At 40.8% G+C, this 20,420-nt stretch carries 17 protein-coding genes and 2 tRNA genes; 13 read left to right on the top strand and 6 right to left on the bottom strand.

Annotation, left to right across the window (positions count from 1 at the left end; genetic code table 11):
• Positions 1–145: 145 nt before the first annotated feature.
• The 7 genes from FC14_RS05470 (at position 146) to FC14_RS05440 (ending at position 10,368) form a co-directional block, all read left to right on the top strand.
• The gene (locus FC14_RS05470; RefSeq protein WP_056976848.1) at positions 146–1,336 is read left to right on the top strand and encodes a carboxylate--amine ligase; all 1,191 of its coding nucleotides are present in this window, start codon (positions 146–148) and stop codon (positions 1,334–1,336) included.
• Positions 1,337–1,364: 28 nt separating this feature from the next.
• Complete coding sequence (gene asnB, locus FC14_RS05465; protein WP_056976810.1) at positions 1,365–3,239, top strand: asparagine synthase (glutamine-hydrolyzing); 1,875 nt, start codon at positions 1,365–1,367, stop codon at positions 3,237–3,239.
• Between the two features lie 22 nt (positions 3,240–3,261).
• Positions 3,262–3,963, top strand: coding sequence for an aspartate/glutamate racemase family protein (locus FC14_RS05460; protein WP_056976809.1), 702 nt, complete (start codon positions 3,262–3,264; stop codon positions 3,961–3,963).
• A 142-nt stretch (positions 3,964–4,105) separates the two neighbouring features.
• Positions 4,106–6,100 carry an ABC transporter ATP-binding protein/permease gene (locus FC14_RS05455; RefSeq protein ID WP_056976808.1) on the top strand — a complete coding sequence of 665 codons (1,995 nt, stop codon included), beginning with the start codon at positions 4,106–4,108 and terminating at the stop codon, positions 6,098–6,100.
• 62 nt (positions 6,101–6,162) lie between these two features.
• A complete protein-coding gene (locus tag FC14_RS05450; protein ID WP_056976807.1) occupies positions 6,163–6,807 on the top strand; it encodes a TetR/AcrR family transcriptional regulator in 645 nt (214 codons plus the stop codon).
• Position 6,808: 1 nt separating this feature from the next.
• Complete coding sequence (locus FC14_RS05445) at positions 6,809–8,539, top strand: ABC transporter ATP-binding protein (protein ID WP_056976806.1); 1,731 nt, start codon at positions 6,809–6,811, stop codon at positions 8,537–8,539.
• Positions 8,540–8,559: 20 nt separating this feature from the next.
• On the top strand, positions 8,560–10,368 hold the full coding sequence (locus tag FC14_RS05440; RefSeq protein WP_056976847.1) for an ABC transporter ATP-binding protein: 1,809 nt from the start codon (positions 8,560–8,562) through the stop codon (positions 10,366–10,368).
• Between the two features lie 52 nt (positions 10,369–10,420).
• Here the strand turns inward: FC14_RS05440 and FC14_RS05435 are convergent, their stop codons facing one another.
• Both FC14_RS05435 and FC14_RS05430 read right to left on the bottom strand, forming a co-directional pair.
• A complete protein-coding gene (locus tag FC14_RS05435; RefSeq protein ID WP_162258661.1) occupies positions 10,421–10,894 on the bottom strand; it encodes a flavodoxin in 474 nt (157 codons plus the stop codon).
• 72 nt (positions 10,895–10,966) lie between these two features.
• Positions 10,967–12,556, bottom strand: a complete 1,590-nt coding sequence (locus FC14_RS05430; protein ID WP_056976846.1) for a potassium/proton antiporter — start codon at positions 12,554–12,556, stop codon at positions 10,967–10,969.
• Positions 12,557–12,671: 115 nt separating this feature from the next.
• On the opposite strand from FC14_RS05430, the gene FC14_RS05425 reads away from it, so the two are divergent.
• The gene (locus FC14_RS05425) at positions 12,672–13,043 is read left to right on the top strand and encodes an iron chaperone (RefSeq protein WP_050610861.1); all 372 of its coding nucleotides are present in this window, start codon (positions 12,672–12,674) and stop codon (positions 13,041–13,043) included.
• A 53-nt stretch (positions 13,044–13,096) separates the two neighbouring features.
• Here FC14_RS05425 and FC14_RS05420 read toward each other — a convergent pair whose 3' ends face one another.
• Both FC14_RS05420 and FC14_RS05415 read right to left on the bottom strand, forming a co-directional pair.
• Positions 13,097–13,855 (bottom strand): epoxyqueuosine reductase QueH, encoded by a 759-nt coding sequence (locus FC14_RS05420; protein WP_050610862.1) that lies wholly within the window; start codon positions 13,853–13,855, stop codon positions 13,097–13,099.
• Between the two features lie 121 nt (positions 13,856–13,976).
• Positions 13,977–14,336, bottom strand: coding sequence for a DUF4828 domain-containing protein (locus FC14_RS05415; RefSeq protein WP_050610863.1), 360 nt, complete (start codon positions 14,334–14,336; stop codon positions 13,977–13,979).
• A 212-nt stretch (positions 14,337–14,548) separates the two neighbouring features.
• Here FC14_RS05415 and FC14_RS05410 point away from each other — a divergent pair, with 212 nt between their 5' ends.
• The 3 genes from FC14_RS05410 (at position 14,549) to FC14_RS05400 (ending at position 17,293) form a co-directional block, all read left to right on the top strand.
• The gene (locus FC14_RS05410; protein ID WP_056976804.1) at positions 14,549–15,547 is read left to right on the top strand and encodes a Gfo/Idh/MocA family protein; all 999 of its coding nucleotides are present in this window, start codon (positions 14,549–14,551) and stop codon (positions 15,545–15,547) included.
• A 15-nt stretch (positions 15,548–15,562) separates the two neighbouring features.
• Positions 15,563–16,804 carry a DEAD/DEAH box helicase gene (locus FC14_RS05405; protein ID WP_056976803.1) on the top strand — a complete coding sequence of 414 codons (1,242 nt, stop codon included), beginning with the start codon at positions 15,563–15,565 and terminating at the stop codon, positions 16,802–16,804.
• Between the two features lie 72 nt (positions 16,805–16,876).
• Entirely contained in the window at positions 16,877–17,293 is a 417-nt protein-coding gene (locus FC14_RS05400; protein WP_162258660.1) for a DUF3284 domain-containing protein, read from the top strand.
• Between the two features lie 63 nt (positions 17,294–17,356).
• Here the strand turns inward: FC14_RS05400 and FC14_RS05395 are convergent.
• A tRNA-Arg gene (locus FC14_RS05395) sits at positions 17,357–17,430 on the bottom strand.
• A 56-nt stretch (positions 17,431–17,486) separates the two neighbouring features.
• Entirely contained in the window at positions 17,487–18,719 is a 1,233-nt protein-coding gene (locus tag FC14_RS05390; protein WP_056976801.1) for an aminopeptidase, read from the bottom strand.
• Between the two features lie 109 nt (positions 18,720–18,828).
• Between FC14_RS05390 and wecB the strand changes: the two genes are divergently transcribed.
• Together wecB and FC14_RS05380 are read left to right on the top strand one after the other, a co-directional pair.
• Positions 18,829–19,965, top strand: coding sequence for a non-hydrolyzing UDP-N-acetylglucosamine 2-epimerase (wecB, locus tag FC14_RS05385; RefSeq protein ID WP_056976800.1), 1,137 nt, complete (start codon positions 18,829–18,831; stop codon positions 19,963–19,965).
• Between the two features lie 64 nt (positions 19,966–20,029).
• Positions 20,030–20,102, top strand: a tRNA-Thr gene (locus FC14_RS05380).
• The last annotated feature ends 318 nt before the right edge of the window (positions 20,103–20,420 follow it).

The raw sequence follows: 20,420 nt of genomic DNA, 5'->3' as shown, positions 1-20,420 counted from the left end.
TTTTTTTTTTTTTTTTTTCTTAAAATGGACTAAGGTTTATTTAATTAACGGGAAATTGTTGATTCGAAATAAATTATCAAGAGGAGCTATTTTTTTGGAGAGTTATAGAATTATATTATTGGGCAGTGACTTTAATGCATACGGGATGGCTAGGTCTTTTTATGAATTACAAGAGAAAAGGGTAGATGTATATGCCGCGGGTTGGTTGTCACCGATTCGGTATTCTAGCATTATGAACGTCAAGATTATCCCTGGATTTAATACCGACCCTGTATTTATTGAAACAATGCGTCAATTAAAGAACGACGTAAACGATAATGAAAAGGTGATTTTAGTTTCTTGTGGGGATGGCTATACTGATTTATTGAGTAAACATAAGGCAGAGTTGGCTGAAAGCTTTATTTGTCCTGTAGCAGATTATGAATTGATTAAGCAGTTGGTAAAAAAGGAATCTTTTTACGAACTATGTGAAAAATTCCAGCTTCCGTATCCCAAGACAAAGATAATTAACTTGTCCGATGACGACGGAAAGTACTTAGAGGTTTTAACCAGTTTTGAATATCCTTTAATTATTAAACCGGCAAGTCGAATTGCTTGGAGAGATGCTGAAATTGATGATAAAAGGAAGGCTTACATCATCAATTCTTATCAAGAAGCAAAAGATGAGTTAGCTAAAATTGAAATGGCGGGATATCAAGGAAATCTAATTGTTCAAGAGTATATTCCGGGTGATGATAGTAATGACAGAGTTTTAAATGCTTACGTGGGAAAAGATCATAAAGTGAAATTTATGAGTTTAGGACACCCCTTATTAGAAGATCCATCACCAGAAGCAATAGGAAATTATTTGGCAGTTTTACCTGAATATGACCAACAACTGTATGACACAGTTAAGGAATTTTTAGAAAAGATTAACTATACTGGTTATGCTAATTTTGATCTTAAATATGATAGTCGTGATCAAAGTTTTAAATTTTTCGAAATTAATACCCGGCAAGGCCGGAGTAGCTTTTATACAACTCTAACCGGTGATAATTTAGCAGCTTGGTTAATAAGAGATTATATTAATAACGATTTAGTCGGTGTTTGCCAATATGCTAACCAAGATAGTGAAAAGTTAATGTTGTGGTTAGGTTTGGCCCCTAAAACCTTTTTGAAATATGCGCGTGAATCACAAGGTAAACAAGTTGCAAGAAGAATGATTGCGAATAAAAGGTATGGAAATACATTTTGGTATTCAAAGGATGTCAGTTTGAAGCGTTGGTTACTTTATAAGAGAACATGGCGTTACTATACTAAATTACTTGCAATGTATGCCGATAAAATAAAAAAATGAGCTTATTAAATATGGGAGAAGGATAATTATGTGTGGATTTACTGGATTTATTAGTAGAGAAGACATTGACAATCAAACCGTTATAGAAAAGATGGCTGATAGAATTAAGCACCGTGGTCCAGACGACGAAGGGTATTTTGTTGATCAAAATGTTAGCATGGGTTTTAGAAGGTTGTCTATTATTGATTTGGCTCATGGCGCTCAACCAATGAACGTTCCAAGCGAGCAAAAGGTACTAACCTTTAATGGCGAAATTTATAATTTCAAGGAAATTAGAGCAGAATTGGAAGGAATGGGCTATAATTTTGCTACTAACGTCGATTCCGAGGTTTTAATTCATGGCTACGATGCCTGGGGTCCTAAACTTTTAGATAAGTTACGAGGAATGTTTGCATTTGCTATATACGATGCAAAAAAAGAAGAAGTTTTCTTAGCGCGAGATCACTATGGGATTAAGCCCCTTTATTATTATGACGATGGGCAAAATTTCATGTGGGCTTCAGAAATTAAAGCATTTTTAGAAAATCCGCATTTTAAAAAAGAATTTAACGAAGAATTGTTACCAATTTACTTATCTTTTGAATATATTCCTTCAAAAGATACGTTATTTAAGCATGTCTATAAAGTAATGCCCGGTCAATACTTAATCCATAAAATTAGTGGAGAAACGACCAAGCAACAATACTTTAAGTTTACGTATGATATCAACTCTGAAAAAACAGTGCCTACTAGTGCTAAAGAAATAAAAGAGTTAGTTGATGAATCTGTTAAAGCACACATGATTGCTGATGTGGAAGTTGGCTCTTTCCTTTCCAGTGGGGTTGACTCATCGTTTGTACTAAATGAAGCAAGTAAATTAAAGGATATTCAGTCATTTTCACTAGGCTTCAAGAACTCTAATATCAGTGAATTAGATTGGTCAAGTGCTTTTGCAAAGGAAATAAAGCAAAAAAATACACCGGTGTATATGGATAAGGATGACTTCTTTAAGGCGGTGCCATCAGTTATGTATTATATGGATGAACCCCTCCCTAATCCATCTGCTGTCCAACTGTACTATTTGTCTAAAGAAACAAGCAAGCACGTTAAAGTTGCCTTGTCAGGTGAAGGGGCAGACGAATTCTTTGGAGGTTACAATACTTATTTAGAGGCAATTCCTTATGGTCGTTATGAGAGATTAGTACCGTTAACGATTAGGAAATCCTTAGCAAAGTGGGCTGAAAAGCGAAAACCATTCCACGGTCGGCGTTTCTTGGTAAGAGGAGCGCAACCATTAAATGAACGGTATTATCGTTTGAACTTTGCTTTCAATGAGAGTGAACGTAATAAGATTATGAAACATCCTGAAAGAAACATGGACGCGGGTCAATACACTAAGCACATTTTTGACCAAGTGAAGGACTTAGACCAAATTTCACAAATGCAGTACTTTGATATCAACGCTTGGTTGCCGTTTGATATTTTACAAAAAGCAGATAGAATGAGTATGGCTAATTCACTGGAGTTACGTACACCATTAGTTGACTATAAAGTGGGCCAATATGCAGCTAGTTTACCTGTAAATTGTCGGATTAACAAGAATGAGACAAAAACAGCGCTAAGAACGGCTGCTGTTGGTGAACTTCCACCAAAGGTTGCTAAGCGTGAAAAATTAGGTTTTCCATCGCCATTGGCATTATGGATGAAGGACGAACAATATCAAAAAGAGATTAGAACTGCGTTCAATTCAGATATAGCTAAGAAGTTCTTTAATACGGATGCCTTAAATGAAATGTTTGACTCGCACTTGAATGGTCATTCAATTATGGAGAAAATTTACATGATTTATGCCTTTATTATGTGGTATGGAGTTTTCTTTGCGGAAGATACGCAAATGGATATTGCAAGTCGTGTGAAAATTTAGAGTATGTGTGGTATAGGATAGAATGGAAAATTTTTTTGCTATTATCGGTGGAATGGGAACAATGGCCACTGAAAGTTATATTCATCAAATAAATTTGGCGACTAATGCGAGAAGTGATCAAGAATATCTTAATTATATTTTGCTTAACCATGCTACAATTCCTGATCGGACAAGTTATATTTTAGATCATAATCAGCCGAATCCGTTACTTGACCTGTTAGCAGATATCAAGGCGTTAAATCAATTAAAACCAAGCTTTTATACTTTACCTTGCAATACAGCTCATTATTTTTATAAACAATTAAGCGAAGAAGCGAATGCACCGTTATTACACATGCCACAAGAGGCAGTTAATAGTATAAAGATTAGCTACTCACGTGCAAAAAGGGTAGGAATTTTGGCTACTAGGGGTACAATTATGCATGGTATCTATGATAATGCTGTTATAAGTGCAGGGTTTGAATTGATTAAGCCAAATGAAGAGTTACTCAGCCTAACAACAGAATTGATTTATGAGAAGATTAAAGTTAATAATTATGTTGATGCTGCTCTCTATCGAAAAATTGTTACCAAAATGATAACAGATTTAAAGTGTGATGCGGTAATTTTAGGTTGTACAGAATTGTCGCTTGCGCAAGAACGGGAGCCATTACGCAATATACCTTTGATAGATGCGCAGATGGCATTGGTGAATAAAACGGTTGAAATGGCCAAAACTTTATAATTCTATTTAAATAAAAGAGTGTTGATAAAAAGTTAATTTATCAGCACTCTTTTTTTCTTGACAGTCAGTTTGAAAAAGCGTAATATGACAATGTGTCATATGACATATTGTCATATTAAATGATAGAGAAAGGATTGGGCTGATGGCAGTTTTAGAATTAAAGAACGTGACCAAGACCTATAAATTAGCTGGTGGTGGTAGCTTTCAGGCGCTAAAAGGAATTAGTGCGTCCTTTGAAGCGGGAGAATTAGTAGCAATTGTAGGTGAATCTGGTAGCGGGAAATCAACCTTAATGAATACGATTGGGGTCTTGGATTCCGATTTTGGCGGACAAATTATTTATGAAGGTAAGAATTTAGCCACTTACAGTAAGCAAGAGTTAGTGGACTATCACAAGAAAAGCATTGGCTTTATTTTTCAAAACTTTAATTTGATTCCACACTTAAGTCTATTAGATAACGTTGCCATGGCAATGACTTTGTCGAATGTCGATCAAAAAACGAGGGAAGCGCGGGCTAAAGAGCTTTTGAAGCAGGTTGGCCTCGAAGCACATATTTATAAGAAGCCGGACGCAATTTCTGGTGGGCAAAAGCAGCGGGTGGCAATTGCACGGGCTTTGATAAACGATCCTGACATGATAATTGCCGACGAACCGACTGGGGCTTTAGATGCAGAGACAACTGATACGGTGTTAGAGTTGATTAAAGACATTGCCAAAAGTGGTAAGCTTGTTTTAATGGTTACTCACTCGGAAAGGGTAGCTTCGCATTGTAGCCGGGTTTTAAGAATTGATAACGGCCAGTTGTTAGAAGACTTCAGGCAAGAAGAGTTAGTAATTGAAGATAGTCAGAATAAAGAACAAGTTGCAGTTAAGAATATGAGCTGGTATAACGCCTTTAGGTTAGCTTTGCTCAACATGAAGGCTAAGTTTGGTCGCAACGCTTTAGTTGCTGTAGGTTCAAGCATTGGAATTATGTCGGTTGTTTTGATGCTTTCCTTAGGTAAGGGGGTTACTTCCTACGTGAAGTCGACCATGAACTCGTATACCAATCCTAAGGTAACAGAGGTTCATAAGAATGGAACTTCAAACCAAAAGCAGATGGCTACGCAAACTAATGGCAATTCGGCTGCGCAGGCCCAAGCTAACCAAGATATGTTGAAGGCGTTGACGGGTACCGGTAATGATAGTGGTTTTAGTCAAAAGGAGATTAAGAAACTGGCTTCCTTGAAGGATGTGACTAAGGCACAGAAAGGTTTTTCAACCATTTCGCTAGGAACTACGACGGTTAAGTATAAAAATAAAGAGGCAAGCATTGTCCAACTGCAAACAATGTCGTCAGCGGTAACTGATTCCAATATTCGGCAAGGCAAGCGTCCTGGTAAAAATGAAATCTTAATTGATGCTGGGACCGCGGATATCTTGGGGAAGAATATGATTGGCAAGAAGGTTACCCTTCATTTAACCGTAGACTCTAAGCAAATTGAAAAGACCTTTAAGGTAGCCGGCACTTACTCACTTTCAGCTAGTGGTTCATCAACGGCGACCATCTTAGCCCGTTATTCCGATTTGGCGAGCCTATATAAGGAAACGGGGACTAACCTAAAGCCTAACGTTATCTACTTAACAGCTAAGGATAAGGATGCAACTAGCCGGGTAAAAGATAAGGTAAAGGACTTGGGTTATAGTGGCTCGATGCAAGAAGCGATGACGGATATGTTTAGCGACATGTTAACCATCATCACCGACGTCTTGACGGGAATTGCGGCTATTTCCCTAATCGTCTCCGCAATTATGATTTTAGTTGTCCTTAACATTTCAGTAGTTGAAAGAACTAAGGAAATTGGAGTCTTAAAGGCATTAGGTGCGCGCCGGAAAGATATTCGCCGCATCTTTGTTTCGGAAGCCTTCTTGATTGGTTTAAGTGCCGGAGCGCTAGGTGACTTGGTAACCTGGATTCTAAGTTTAATTGCTAACCATTTCTCACAAGCGATGTTTGAGATTAACGTGGTGGCAATTACCCCCCAATATGTAATTAGTGGGTTAGTAATCAGTATCCTAATTAGTATGTTAGCCGGAATGATGCCAGCTAACCGTGCTTCTAAATTGGATCCGGTTGATTCATTACGAAAAGAATAGTAACTATGAGAGCTTGTTTTAGGACGGGCTCTTAAATTTGGCATTCAAAAGGAGGATTTTTTATGCCCAAGCAAACCTTTTTTAATCTGCCAGCCGAAAAACGGCAACGACTATTAGATGCAGCGCAGGTAGAATTTAGGACCTATAGTTTTAGCGAGGCTTCTATCAGTCACATTATCGAGCGGGCTAATATTTCACGCGGGAGTTTTTATCAGTACTTTGAGGATAAAGCGGATCTGTACGCCTACTACGGACAAATGATGAAAAAAGACTACGGGGCAAAGTTAGTCAAAATTTTGCGGGCTAACCAAGGAGATTACTTTGCTAGTTTTAGAAGCTACATTGACTTAATTGTTGACGAAGTGTTTCAAGGTGATGACGCCTTGTTTTACGCTAAGATGATGGAAGCGCGTAGCTTTGAAGTCTTTCATAAGTTTCACCAAAAGAAAGCGCCTAGGTTAGAAGATGAGCGCGATGCCCGCTTTATCTATCGGTTTGTGGATAAGTCTAAGTTGAACTTAAGCGACTTTGAAGATTTTAAAATGTTGAATAACCTTGTTGTGGGGGGGATATTCCACACGATTATGCAGGGTTTAGTTATGAAACAAGCCCAGGGTAAAGCTGATTTAGAACGCTTAAAGCAAAACTATAAGCGCATGCTCGATTTACTCCAGTACGGAGCGGGGAAAACGGAAGGGAAGTGTTAATGTGATTCGGTTGATGAAAAAATATCTAGATTGGTGGGCAGTTCTAGGAGCGGTAATTTTCTTGGGAATCCAAGTAATGTGTGACCTGTACCTACCCAACCTAACCTCAAAGTTAATTGATAATGGGGTAGCTAAGGGTGATACAGCTTATATTTGGCATGTAGGTGGTCAAATGCTAGGAATTGCATTCGTCGGTCTGATTGCAGCTTTGTTTAACGTATACTTTGCGGCAACTCAAGCTCAAAAGATGGGGATGCGAATCCGGTCAAATATTTTTAAACGGGTATTATCCTTTAGTAACAAAGAAATTGATGATTTAGGAACCTCTTCATTAATCACGCGGACGACTAATGACGTTTTGCAAATTCAAAATGTAGTGATTATGATGTTACGGATGATGATTCAAGCACCCTTAATGTTACTTGGGGCCGGTTTTATGGCCTTCACAACGGAGCGACGCTTAACCAGCGTTTTTGCCGTTTCTATTCCCCTCTTACTAATTGCGATTGCATTGGTTATGGGTTCAGCGGTTCCGCTCTTTAAGAAACTGCAAAAACAAATTGATAAGATTAACTTGGTCTTTAGAGAGGGGCTGACGGGGGTTCGAGTTATTCGGGCTTTCAACCAAGATGAATTTGAACAAGAACGCTTTGATCAAGCTAACAAAGACTACACACTAACTGGGATTAAGGTTTTTAGCATCGTTTCCTTGATGTTTCCAATTATGACTTTAATCTTAAACGGGACCAATATGGGGATTGTTTGGTTTGGAGGCAAGCTAATCGGGTCAATGGATATGGAAGTTGGTAAATTAGTTTCCTTCATGACTTACGCAGCCATGGTCTTATTTAGTTTTATGATGCTGTCGATGATTTTTGTCTTTATCCCCCGAGCTCAAGCAGCAGCTAGTCGGATTAATGAAGTGCTACAAAAAGAAAATAGCATCGTTGATGCGCCTGTTTCAAAACAAGTTAAGCCGCAAGCACAAGCAAGCCTCGAATATGACCAGGTTTCCTTCCGTTACGCCGGGGCAGAAAAACGTGTCTTAGAAGATTTGAGCTTTAAAATGAAAGCTGGACAAACTTTAGCGGTGATTGGTGGTACCGGGGCGGGAAAATCGACCTTGATTAACCTAATTCCGCGTTTATTTGATGTAGAAACTGGGGCAGTTAAAGTTAACGGGCAAGATATCCGCCGCTTAAGCCAAGCCGACTTACATGCCCAAATTGCTTTTGTTCAACAAAAGGCGGTGCTTTTTAAGGGGACGATTCGTTCGAATATGCAGTTTGGAAAAGCCGATGCTAGTGATGAAGAAATCTGGCAAGCCCTAGAGATTGCTCAAGCCAAAGATTTTGTTTCCAAATTAGACGGAGGGCTAGACGCCGTGGTCGAACAAAACGGGGATAACTTTTCTGGCGGACAAAAGCAACGACTAGCTATTGCGCGGGCTTTAATTAAGGACGCATCAATTTATGTCTTTGACGACTCATTTTCAGCGCTAGATTTTAAGACTGATGCTAAGTTACGCCAGGCTTTGAGCGCGGATGAACGAATTAGTCGTGGCATTGTTGTAATTGTAGCCCAAAGAATTTCAACCGTTACCCAAGCGGATAAGATTATTGTCTTAGACGAAGGTAAGGTAGCAGGGATGGGGACGCACGAAGAGTTGAAGCAAACCAACCCAGTCTACCAGGAAATTTTACATTCACAACTAAGAGAGGAGGAAGTTTAGTGGGACCACATGGACATCAAATGGGTAAGAAACCCCAAGGGGTAAAAAACTTTTGGGGAACTGTTAAGAGGTTAGTTAACTTTATGGGCCCTTGGAAGTGGAGCTTTTTGGTAGTATTAATCTTTGCGGTGGGCTCAGTTATCTTCCAAATTAGAACGCCTAAAATTTTAGGGGAAGCGACTACCACAATTTTTGCCGGCATCATGAAGGGTTACCAGCAAATGAAGATGGGCCAGCAACTTAGTGCTTATCCAATCGACTTTACCAAGATTAAGCATATTTTGTTGGTGGTAGCGGTAATGTATTTGATTTCTGCAGCCTTGGCCTTTGCACAACAGGTAATTATGGCTAACGTTTCCCAAAAAATTGTGTATAAATTACGTAAAGATTTGAAGGAAAAAATGCAACGCCTACCGATTAATTATTATGATACCCACGAAAACGGGGATATTATGTCCCGGGCTGTCAACGATATGGATAATATCGCGGGGACGTTGCAACAAAGTTTGGCCCAATTAGTAACCAGTATAGTTACCTTCGTCGGGGTCTTCTTCATGATGTTAAGCATCAGTTGGAAGTTAACCTTGATTGCTTGTATCACAATTCCGCTAGGCTTAATTGTGGTGGCTGTGGTGGCCCCGCGGTCACAAAAGTATTTTGCGGCCCAACAAAAAAGCTTGGGGTTAATTAATAACCAGGTGGAAGAAAATTACGCGGGGCATACAGTGGTTAAAACCTTTAATAAGGAAGCGGCCACGATTGCGGAATTTGAAAAGGAAAATGAAAATTATTACCGGAGTTCTTGGAAGGCGCAGTTTATCTCTGGCTTTATTATGCCGTTGATGAATCTAGTTAAAAATATCGGCTATGTGCTAGTGGCAGTTGTCGGGGGGATTCAAGTTGCTAAAGGCCAGGTAACTTTAGGTAACGTTCAAGCCTTCCTACAATATGTTAACCAATTTACGCAGCCGATTACCCAAATAGCCAATATTGCTAATACCATCCAATCAACGGTCGCTTCGGCTGAACGAATTTTTGAACTGCTGGATGAAGAAGAAATGGCGCAAGTTCAAGCTCAAGCAGACGAGCCGAAATTTGCGGCTAATAAGGTCACGTTTGATCACGTTAAATTTGGGTACAGTGACGATAAGATTTTGATGACTGATTTCAATTTAGCGGTTAAACCAGGTCAAATGGTGGCAATCGTTGGGCCAACTGGTGCAGGGAAGACGACCTTGATTAACCTGTTAGAACGGTTCTATGACATCAAAGGAGGGGCAATCCGCTTAGATGGTGTGGATACCAGAAAGTTAAGCCGGGCGGGCTTACGTAAACACTTCGCCATGGTGCTTCAGGATACCTGGTTATTTACGGGGACGATTTACGATAATATCAAGTATGGGCGCGAGGATGCTAGCCATGAAGAAATTATTGCGGCTGCTAAGGCTGCCCACGTAGACACCTTTGTAAGGCAGCTACCGGACGGCTATGATACGGTCTTGAACGAGGAAGCAAGTAACATCTCCCAAGGGCAAAGACAGCTAATTACGATTGCGCGTGCTTTCTTGGCTAACCCAGAAATCTTGATTTTAGATGAAGCCACCAGTTCGGTTGATACCCGGACTGAAATCTTGATTCAAAAGGCGATGGAAAAATTATTAGCTGGGCGAACTAGTTTCGTGGTAGCCCACAGGTTATCGACTATTCGTGATGCTGATAACATTATCGTAATGCAGCACGGAAGTATTGTCGAAACTGGTAATCATAGTCAGTTGATGGCCCAGGATGGTTTTTATGCTGACTTATACAACAGTCAATTTGCTCATTAATCCTAACAAAAGAAACTGGAATTTTGCTAACAAAGTTCCAGTTTCTTTTACTTTATAAAGATTTTAGCCAAGTCTCAATTTGAGCTAGGGTGGTGTCGTTTGCAAAGCGATGTGCAGCTTGAATGTTTAGCTGCGGATAGGTTTTGCTTAGTTCGCGGACGCTTTTATCGATTGAACTGCTACCAGAAGTACAAAATAGGTAAAGCTTATAGCCGCTTAAATCGTAGGTGTCTAGAAAGGTGTTGATTGCTCTAGGGGCCTGTGACCACCAAAGCGGATAGCCTAAAAAGATTTTTGGTTCGCCGGTTAATTCTAGCTTGAGGGGCTTGAGGTCAGGCCGGGCTGCCGGATTTTCCATTTCTTGGTTAGCCCGACTATTTGGCAGCGTCCAATCTAAATCTTTAGAACTGTATGGCACTGTGACCTGAATAGGGTATGGGCTAGCCTTACAAGCTTGGCCAATCAAGTTGGCGATTTTTTCAGTTCGTTTAGTTTGAGAAAAGTAAATAACTAATCTATCATTCATAGGAATCATCTCGCTTTCGCCTTCAGTATAGCACTTAGAGTTAAGTCTAAGTAAAGGCTGTTAGTGAAAAACTTAATGGTATAATACGACCGTGTCGCTAGGTTCTATTACGGTGTTACCATCGGGAATTAGGTTTTCTTCGCCCCGAATAATTAAGGCAATCAACATATTATCGGGTAAATTAAGGGTTGCGATTTTTTGACCGGCCCAAGGGTGGTTAGCGTCGATGTTAATTTCGTTAAGGGTTTCGTTACCCTTAGTTTCATAAGCTGGCACACTTAAGATGAGGATGTCACCGCCTAAAATAATGGTATCCCCCTTGGTGATGATGGTTTTGCTATTACGTTTAATCATCAAAGCTAATGAACCGCTTGGTAGGTGAACGTCTTTGATGGGGCGGTTAACCCAGGGGTGGTCTTTAGGAACGAAGAGCCGCATGAGGGTGATGGCAGATTCGGCTTGGTAGTCGTTGAAAGTTTTACGGATATCGTCGCTTTCGTCAATCATATCTAACTTGGTAGCAACCCAGGGGAGCAGGCTACCTTGGAGGGCAATTGAAAAGAGCGAGACTAAAAAGACGATGTGAAAGAGGTCGTAATTAAGGCTGACTCCGTGGGCAAGTGCAAAGATAGCAAACACACTGGAAGCCGCCCCCCGTAAGCCGGCCCAAGCAACGAGTAAACACTGGTTGATTTTAGCCTTGAAAGGTAAAAGGAGGGTAAACACAGCTAGAGGCCGGGCGATGAAGGTGATAATGATTGCAATTATTAGGGCAGTCGGAATAATTTCTAACATGCGGTGCGGGAAAGTTAGTAAGCCCAATAAGAAAAAGATCAGAATCTGTGCGAGGCTAGTAATCCCGTGGAGGAAGGGAATAATAACCTGTTTATTAGCGATTTGGGCGTTACCGATAATGAGTCCTAGTAGGTAGATGCTCAAAAAGACGTTGCCGGCAGTAACTTCCGTAAGGGCGTAGCAAAGAAGCATCATCCCCATTAAGAAAATAGTTTCTAGCCCCTCTGCAATTAAGTTAGTCTGGGTAAGTAAGTAGACGGCTAACTTAGCGAGGATGAAGCCCCACCAAAGGCCCATGCTGACTTGTAACAGGATTTCCAAGGGAATATTAACCTGCTTGGCCCCGGTGATAAAGCCAATGATTAAGGCCGTAAGTAAATAAGCTACCGGGTCATTACTACCACTTTCAAGTTCCAAAAGCGAGGCGGTATTATATTTTAGGTTAACTTTTTGCTGGTGCAAAATAGCAAAGACACTAGCCGCATCGGTTGATGACAATACCGCCCCAATTAGCAAAGCCTCAAGTAACTTAAAATGTAGCAGGTAAACGGCTAAGACGGTGGTAATTCCTGCGGTAATAATAACCCCTAAAGTTGAGAGGAGCAACGATTTAGGCGCACTTGACTTAGCGACTTTCCACTTGGTATTAAAGCCACCATAAAACATAATGAAAACTAAGGCTAGAGAACAGATTTGATCTGCAAGCCGATAGTTTGAGAAGGGAATTTTAAATAAACCGTCACTTCCAAACAACATTCCAATAAACATGAATAAAATTAACGCCGGTAGTTTAAATTTACCGGCAAATTTCTCTGCCAAAACTGCTAGTAAAATAACTAACGCCCCGAAAAAAACACTGGTTGCCATAAAGTTCACCATCCCTAAAATAGATTCTCTTTTAAGCATAACATTATTATTAACCTTTTTTAAAGCGACTTGCTTAGGTTATAATTTAAGCAAAAAACTTTAGTAGGTGATGGGAATGGCTTTTTACGACGACTACTTGGCAGGCATTGATAACCTAGAACACCGGCAAAAATTTGCCCAAGTGTTAAAGTGGGTGGAAGCACACTACCCTAACTTGGAGGGGCGGATTGCCTGGAAACAACCGATGTTTACTGACCACGGGACTTTTATTATTGGCTTTAGTGTAGCCAAAGCCCACTTTTCGTTTGCGGGGGAAGCTAAGATTATTACTGTTTTTGAAAAAGAAATTCAACAAGCTGGTCTTTCCTACGGCAAAAAGTTGGTTCGAGTAGGCTTTGATCAAGAGGTTCCTTATGAACTACTAGCCAAGGTAATCGAATTTAATTTAAACGATAAGAAGGATTGCCAAACATTTTGGCGTAAATAAGGCTAGTTTTTATAATCAAAAAGCACGCCACCAAGCGTGCTTTTTGATTCTACTTAATTTTGAATGTTAAAACGAATTTCAGGAAAATCACGGGCACCGTCTTTGCCTGCCATAAAGGCTAAGGCTTCGCGGCGGATTTTAGAAAAGTCAACGCCTTGGTCCTTGGCGGCAAAGACACACCCACAATAACACTGACGGTAAACGTCGTACTCATTACACATTTCAACGGAACGTTGATAACCGCCGTTTTTCTTGAAGTCGCTTGGTAAATAGTGGGTGTCATAAAAGTTTTGGACTTCGATGCCAACTTTATTAATGACCTGTGAATTCTTATGGGGACTGATGGTTAGGGCACTGCCGAAGTAGTCAAAGCCAAGTTCGACCGCCTTTTTAGCAACCTTATCGAGGCGGTAGTCAAAACAGGCTTCGCAGCGAGCACCGCCTTCTTTTTCCTTTTCTAAGCCCCGTACTTTTTGAAAGTATTCTTGGGGTTTATATGGAGCTGCTAAAAATGCGACCTGGTTGCCGGTTTTTTCGTTGAAATCGTGAATGAATTTTTGTTGCACGTATTCGCGGCGTTGATACTCGGCCCGGGGGTGGATGTTAGAGTTAGCATAGTAGACGGTAATATCTGCGAACTGAGTTAGGTATTCCAAGGTATAGGTGCTACAAGGGGCGCAGCAACTATGGAGTAAAATCTTGGGGCGGGTATTTTCCTTAGCCCAGCGTTGGGTCATTTTTTGCATTACTTTATCGTAGTTAATTTTTTGGTTGGGATTCATCCTGTCCAAAATTTCGTGTAAGTCGATCATAGTCATCATCCTTTAAGAGTGAGCTAGTAGTTAGTTTTCTTAATTATAGCCTAAAAAGTTGACAAAAGAAAAAAGTTATTAGCTTAACGACTAAACCAATAACCTTAATGACCGGGAAAAATTATTGTAAGGTAAACCTGTAAATTTGGTTATCCGCCTCATCATAAACGCTAACCGGGTGGGCATCGATGGCATCAATTCGTAAGTGGTAACCATAGTTATCTAAAAAGAGCAATTCACGTTCATCGATTTTCTCGACTGTCCCAGCGAGCTTGCGTCCGTCCAAAAGAATATCTAAGTCCATTGTTACCTCTAGCTTATGTTGGTGCTGGCTATTTTGGTCTGTAAAAAACCAAGTGCCTGCGTAAATTAAAGGAAGCGCAGTTGTTGTGATAGCTGCTTTCTTGCGGGTGTGGATGACTTTATTGACTCCCGCTAAAATTGATAGCCCTAAAACTGCGATGCCACTTTTGCGCTTCATTTGTACCCCTCTCTTTGTCTCTACCATAGTTTAAATTTCACTCTCTAATATACCACGAAAATTAGAGAAAAAACTGAAAGTCAAAAAATTTATTTTTCCTGAAATATTTGCCCTTTTTTGTCATAATTTTGTCATGCAAAGCCTTTTTGTATCCGCTTTATATGTAAGTTTGGTAAAATAGACTTAAATAATTATTACGAGGTGAAAAAATAATGTTAAGATTAGGAATTGTGGGAACGAACTGGATTACCAAACGCTTTGTTGATGCTGCCCATGAAAGTGGGTTATTTGAATTACGGGCTGTTTATTCACGTAAACTTGAAAAGGCCCAAGCATTTGCCAAGGATTACCCTAGTGTCCAAGATTTCAAAACAGATTTAGAACAATTTATGGCTAGCCCTAGTTTTGAGGTGGTTTACATTGCTTCGCCTAACAGCTTACACTTTAGTCAAGCTAAGGCGGCTATAAAAGCAGGCAAACATGTAATTGTTGAAAAACCAATTTGTCTAAACCCTGGACAAATGCAGGAATTACGTGAGCTGTTGGCTGAGCATCAGGGGCAATTTTTATTTGAAGCAGCCCGCCATACACACGAACCTAATTATTTAGCGGTTAAGGAGGCGGTTGCTAAGCTTCCTGTAGTTCAAGGTGCTACTTTAACCTATATGAAGTATTCGTCTCGTTACGATGCTTATTTAGCAGGTGAAAATCCCAATATCTTTTCGCCTAAATTTGCGGGGGGAGCTCTACAGGATTTAGGGGTTTACATGGTTCATTGTGCGGTTGGTTGGTTTGGCAAGCCACTTAACGCTCAATATTTCCCAACTAAACTAGCTAATGGAATAGATGCTAAGGGGATAGCGATTTTGACTTACCAGGATTTCACTGTGACTTTAAATGTTGGTAAAACCGCTAATTCTTATTTACCAGGTGAAATCTATGGCTTAAAAGAGACTATTTGGATGGATAACGCAGCCGACTTGAAGCAAGTGGAGTTGCGCACACCAACCACAACTCGCACCTTAAGCCAAACTCCTGCGGAAAATGAATTATTAGCAGAAGCAGTAGCGTTTGGCAAGGTTTTAACTAATCCAGACCTTCCAGAAAATAAAGCGCAAGCACAAGCTTGGTTAGAACAGACGGTAACTGTTAACGAAGTGATGTATCAGTTACGCCAAAGTAGTAACTTGTACTTTGAAGATGAGAACTAAGCAGAAAGGATTTTTATGAATCAAAAGTTTGAAGCACAGTTTAAAGAAGCGGGGTTTACAAAGCTAGCTCCGATTCAAGAGGCGGTTTACCCACTATTAGCTGCGGGTAAAGACGTTTTAGGGTTGGCCCCCACAGGGTCGGGGAAAACTTTGGCTTATAGCTGGCCACTGTTAGAAAGCCTTCTTCCAGGCGATGGGGTCCAATTGCTAATCTTAGCGCCTTCCCAGGAATTGGCGGCCCAGTTAACTGACGTTATTAGACCGTGGGCAAAATTACTTAATTTGAATGTAACTTCTGTCATTGGGGGAGCTAACGTTAAACGGCAAGTAGAAAAATTGAAGAAACGGCCCGAAGTAGTTGTTGGAACCCCAGGTCGTCTATTGAGTCTAGCCAACGACAAGAAGTTAAAGTTACACACCCTTACGAGCATTGTGATTGACGAGGCCGACGAACTTTTGGGCCAAGAACAAACCCTAACAACCTGTCGTGAATTAGTAAGCAAAGCCCCAGCCGAAACTCAGTTGGCCTTCTTTTCTGCCACTAAAAATCAGATTTTAGACGAACTTCATAAGTGGTTTGGGGTAGAGGTTACGGTGGTAGATGTTAGACAACAAGACCATACCCAAGGAGAGGTTACCCATTATCTGATTGAGACTCCGACTAGAAAGCGGATAGAGGCCTTACGCAAACTGGCTAACGTTGATGGCTTTTATGGCCTGGTCTTCTTTAAGCAGGCCGCCACGTTAAAGGACGTTGCCGAAAAATTAAGACATCATCATGTTCCTTTAGCCACCCTCAGTAGTGAACAACGACAAGTCGACCGTCAAGCAGCGCTACGAGCTTTGCGAAAACGGGAAATTAGGTTGCTATTAACAACTGATTTAGCTGCCCGGGGATTGGATATTAAGGAATTGCCTGCGGTGGTAAATTACGACCTTCCACACAGTCACAACACCTATGTTCACCGGGTTGGACGGACAGGGCGCATGGGAGCCAAGGGGATGGTAGTCAACCTAGGAAACGAGCATGATTTGCGTTTATTTAAGCAATTGATTCGTAAAGAAGCCTACCACTTCATGACTGCTTATCTGTACGAAGGGCAAATTGTAACGGAATTACCGGAAAAAAGTAGTCCTAAGGTAAGGAAACCACAGAAAGCTTCTAAACCTGTTCAAGCTGTGACTGAAAAGGTCCGTAAACATAAAAAGAAGCGCAAGCGTGATCAAAAAAATAAGGGTAAGCGGCGCGCTAAGTAAAAATCTTCGCAATTATAATAAGATTGCGGTACACTAGAAGAAAGATTTGGATTCAGAAAAGAGTTGATGATGATGAAGGTAAAGACCAAACTGAATGTGTCAGCCGAATTTTTATATCAACGGCTAATTCAAACAGCCTTAGATGATTTAAGTCAAGAGTTAGGTTACCAGGCCGCAGCAAGTGAGTTAGCGGGGGCTAAGTATCAGGCTGGAAACGAAGAGTATAAGGCGGCAGTGACTGTTTTAGCTGTCGAGCAAAATCAAAGTTATCATTACATGGTTGAATTAGCCCAAGGCCAACTGATGCGAAGTTACGACTTAAAGAAATTAGGGGCCAATCAGGTTGAGTTAGTTTATCAAAGTCAGCTCGTTGCTAAAAATTGGTTAGCTAAGTTTGAATTAGCGATAAGTGACTTCTTTTTAGGGTGGCTTAAGAGCTATAATTATAAGAAGCTACTCAAACAGCTGGAACTGAGTTATAGCTTGTAATCAAAGAGTAAATAAATAAGCGCCGGGTTCGTTTTCTAAAATGAACCCGGCGCTTATTTTCGATGTGCTTGATCGGAATTGAACCGATGACCTACCGCTTAGGAGGCGGTTGCTCTATCCTGCTGAGCTACAAGCACAAAACTTTCCACACTTAATAAGTATAGAAAGTTTTTTAAATTATGTCAATGACTTCTTAGGCCCAATCACCATTTCTGAAGACGGGAACAAGGCTGCCATCGGCTTTGATGCCATCAATATTCATATCGCTAGATCCAACCATGAAATCAACGTGGGTTTGAGAAACATTGACCCCATGAGCTAGTAGTTCTTCGTCTGTCATGTTCGTTCCTCCTTGAACGTTGGTTGGATAAGCAGCGCCCAAAGCTAGGTGGTCACTAGCGTTTTCGTCAAAGAGGGTGTTAAAGAAGGTGATACCTGACTGAGAGATTGGGGAAGGGTCAGGTACTAAAGAAACTTCTCCCAATGAGCGTGCCCCTGGAAGTTCTAGCAGGTGGTCGAGGACGGCTTGGCCTTTTTTAGCGGTGGCTTCAACGATTTGACCGTCCTTAAATGTGAATTTCATATCCTCCAAGATATTACCGGCATAACTCAGTGGCTTAGTAGAACAAATGTAGCCATCAATCCGGTGGCAATCAGCGGCGGTAAAGACTTCTTCAGTCGGCATGTTAGCCATGAAAGAAATTCCATCAGGAGTTAAGCTGCTAGCCGCTTCCCAAATATGGTTTTTAGGCAAACCAACGGTAAAATCGGTTAGAGGCGAAGTATAGTGAAGCGCTGAGAATTGTTCTTGATTCAACCACTCAGCTTTAGAACGCAGTTGTTGGTCATGGGCCTTCCAAGCTGCAATTGGGTCTGCTTCATTAATTCGGCAAGTCTTAAAGATTTCTTCCCACAGGCGGCTAACCGCATCTTGGCCAGCTAGGTTAGGGAAAACCTTTTTAGCCCAGGCTTCATCGGCCGCGCCAACCACCGTCCAACTGAGGTCGTTATTTTGGGTGGCCTTACGTACGGATAGTAAGGCTTGCCCCATGGTTTTTTGATTTTGCGCAATCCGCTTTTGGTCAATGCCAGCGTAAGCACCAGGATCTTCAGAAACTACGGAAATCCGGGCAGCCTTTTTGGCGACGATATACTCAGCTTCCTTAACGATATATTCAGGGGCGTTACTTAATCGTTCTGCGGAGGCGTATTTTAAGAATTGGCGGTTACTAAAAGTATCGCTCCATTTAATAATAACTTCGCTAGCTCCGGCTTGATAGGCCTTCTCGACTAGTAAGTGAGCCAATTTTTGTTGGGTTACGGAGATGTATAAGACAACCGCTTGGCCTTTTTGAACATTGACCCCAACTTCAATGATGAGTTGGGCGTACTTTGCAAGTTTTTCTTCAAAATTTGTCATAGTCATTAAATCACCTCGAAATTTTACTTAGCTTTAATTTACCATAAAAATTCAAAAAATGCCTAGTTAGACCTATGGTATAATGTAAAGGATTAAATTAGAGGGAGGGCTTTTTTTGGACAAAATTAAAGTAATGACGGTATTTGGTACCAGACCCGAGGCGATTAAGATGGCCCCCTTAGTGCTAGCCTTGCAGACAGATGAACGGTTTGAAGCAGTAACGACTGTAACGGCCCAGCATCGGGAAATGCTCGATCAAGTTTTGGAAATCTTTAAGATAGTACCTGATTATGATTTAAATATCATGCATAAAGAACAAACGTTGACTGAAATTACAGCCAATGTATTGACCAAGTTAGATCAAGTAATTAAAGTAGTTAAGCCAGATATAATCTTGGTTCACGGGGATACAACAACGACCTTTGCTGCCAGTGTTGCTGCCTTTTATAACCAGGTGGCAATCGGACACGTCGAGGCAGGTTTGCGGACTTGGAACAAGTATTCTCCATTCCCAGAAGAAATGAACCGGCAAATGACAGACGACTTAGCCGATTTATACTTTGCACCAACAGAAGAGAGTAAGGCCAACTTGTTAAAGGAAAATCAAGCCGCTGCTAAAATTTTTGTAACTGGTAATACGGCTATCGATGCTTTGAAGCAAACGGTAAGCTCTGACTATCAACACGAACTGCTGGCTAAGCTTGATCCTGGGCACAAATTAATTTTGGTGACGATGCACCGGCGGGAAAACCAAGGCCAGCCGATGGCAAGGGTTTTTAGGACCTTACTAGAAGTGGTTGAGCAAAGACCAGAGGTTGAAGTAATCTACCCAGTGCATTTAAGTCCTAAAGTACAAAAATTGGCTCACGAAATTTTAGGTAAGCATGAGCGCATCCATTTGATTGCTCCCTTAGATGTGGTTGATTTTCATAACTTGGCTGCCAAAAGTTACTTTATCATGACAGATTCTGGTGGGGTCCAAGAAGAAGCACCATCGTTAGGTAAACCAGTCTTGGTCTTAAGGGATACCACTGAACGACCAGAGGGTGTCAGTGCGGGAACGTTGAAATTAGTGGGAACTGAACCTGCTAAGGTTAAAGCGGCGATGTTAGAGTTACTAGATGACCCTAATATTTATCAACAAATGGCGCAAGCTCAGAATCCATATGGGGATGGGCAAGCTAGTCAACGGATTTTGGCCGCAATTGCCTATCATTTCGGGCTTAGTGAGCAACGACCAAAAGAATTTTAAAAAAAATTGCCAAAAAAGTTTGCAATTAAATTAGTTATCTGATATATTATTTATATCAGGTTTTGCTGACTTAGCTCAGTTGGTAGAGCAACGCACTAGTAATGCGTAGGTCGAAGGTTCAAGTCCTTTAGTCAGCATCTGAAGTAACACGCTAGTTTTTGGGCTAGCGTGTTTTTTTGTCGTTAATTTAACTAATTAAAAGTAAGTTAAATTAATAGACCTAACCTTAAAAGTATGTTACACTCACTAAAACGTTGAAAAAGTGAGGTGAGCTAATGGAGTTAATTTTATCAATCGCAGCTTTTGCGGGGTTATTGTTTTTAAGTGACTATAAGCGTAAGTAAATAAGCTGGGGGACTTTTTTATGACGGCAAATCAAAAAGACCAGTCAAGTGGAATAAACGTAAGCACTCCATAATGAGACGTATGTAAATATTTTCCTAATCCCCCTATAC

It is taken from the genome of Ligilactobacillus agilis DSM 20509 (genome assembly GCF_001436215.1).
Classification (GTDB): Bacteria; Bacillota; Bacilli; order Lactobacillales; family Lactobacillaceae; genus Ligilactobacillus; species Ligilactobacillus agilis.
This window is presented reverse-complemented; position numbering and strand designations above follow the sequence as displayed.

What these genes read in the sequence shown, in the direction of transcription:
- FC14_RS05420 (WP_050610862.1), bottom strand. Translation starts at nt 13,855, where the DNA reads ATGATCGACTTACACGAAATTTTGGACAGGATGAATCCCAACCAAAAA.
- FC14_RS05425 (WP_050610861.1), top strand. Translation starts at nt 12,672, where the DNA reads ATGGCTTTTTACGACGACTACTTGGCAGGCATTGATAACCTAGAACAC.
- asnB (WP_056976810.1), top strand. Translation starts at nt 1,365, where the DNA reads ATGTGTGGATTTACTGGATTTATTAGTAGAGAAGACATTGACAATCAA.
- FC14_RS05435 (WP_162258661.1), bottom strand. Translation starts at nt 10,894, where the DNA reads ATGAATGATAGATTAGTTATTTACTTTTCTCAAACTAAACGAACTGAA.
- FC14_RS05430 (WP_056976846.1), bottom strand. Translation starts at nt 12,556, where the DNA reads ATGGCAACCAGTGTTTTTTTCGGGGCGTTAGTTATTTTACTAGCAGTT.
- FC14_RS05390 (WP_056976801.1), bottom strand. Translation starts at nt 18,719, where the DNA reads ATGACTATGACAAATTTTGAAGAAAAACTTGCAAAGTACGCCCAACTC.
- FC14_RS05455 (WP_056976808.1), top strand. Translation starts at nt 4,106, where the DNA reads ATGGCAGTTTTAGAATTAAAGAACGTGACCAAGACCTATAAATTAGCT.
- FC14_RS05460 (WP_056976809.1), top strand. Translation starts at nt 3,262, where the DNA reads ATGGAAAATTTTTTTGCTATTATCGGTGGAATGGGAACAATGGCCACT.
- FC14_RS05450 (WP_056976807.1), top strand. Translation starts at nt 6,163, where the DNA reads ATGCCCAAGCAAACCTTTTTTAATCTGCCAGCCGAAAAACGGCAACGA.
- FC14_RS05470 (WP_056976848.1), top strand. Translation starts at nt 146, where the DNA reads ATGGCTAGGTCTTTTTATGAATTACAAGAGAAAAGGGTAGATGTATAT.
- FC14_RS05400 (WP_162258660.1), top strand. Translation starts at nt 16,877, where the DNA reads ATGAAGGTAAAGACCAAACTGAATGTGTCAGCCGAATTTTTATATCAA.
- FC14_RS05415 (WP_050610863.1), bottom strand. Translation starts at nt 14,336, where the DNA reads ATGAAGCGCAAAAGTGGCATCGCAGTTTTAGGGCTATCAATTTTAGCG.
- FC14_RS05405 (WP_056976803.1), top strand. Translation starts at nt 15,563, where the DNA reads ATGAATCAAAAGTTTGAAGCACAGTTTAAAGAAGCGGGGTTTACAAAG.
- FC14_RS05410 (WP_056976804.1), top strand. Translation starts at nt 14,549, where the DNA reads ATGTTAAGATTAGGAATTGTGGGAACGAACTGGATTACCAAACGCTTT.
- FC14_RS05440 (WP_056976847.1), top strand. Translation starts at nt 8,560, where the DNA reads ATGGGTAAGAAACCCCAAGGGGTAAAAAACTTTTGGGGAACTGTTAAG.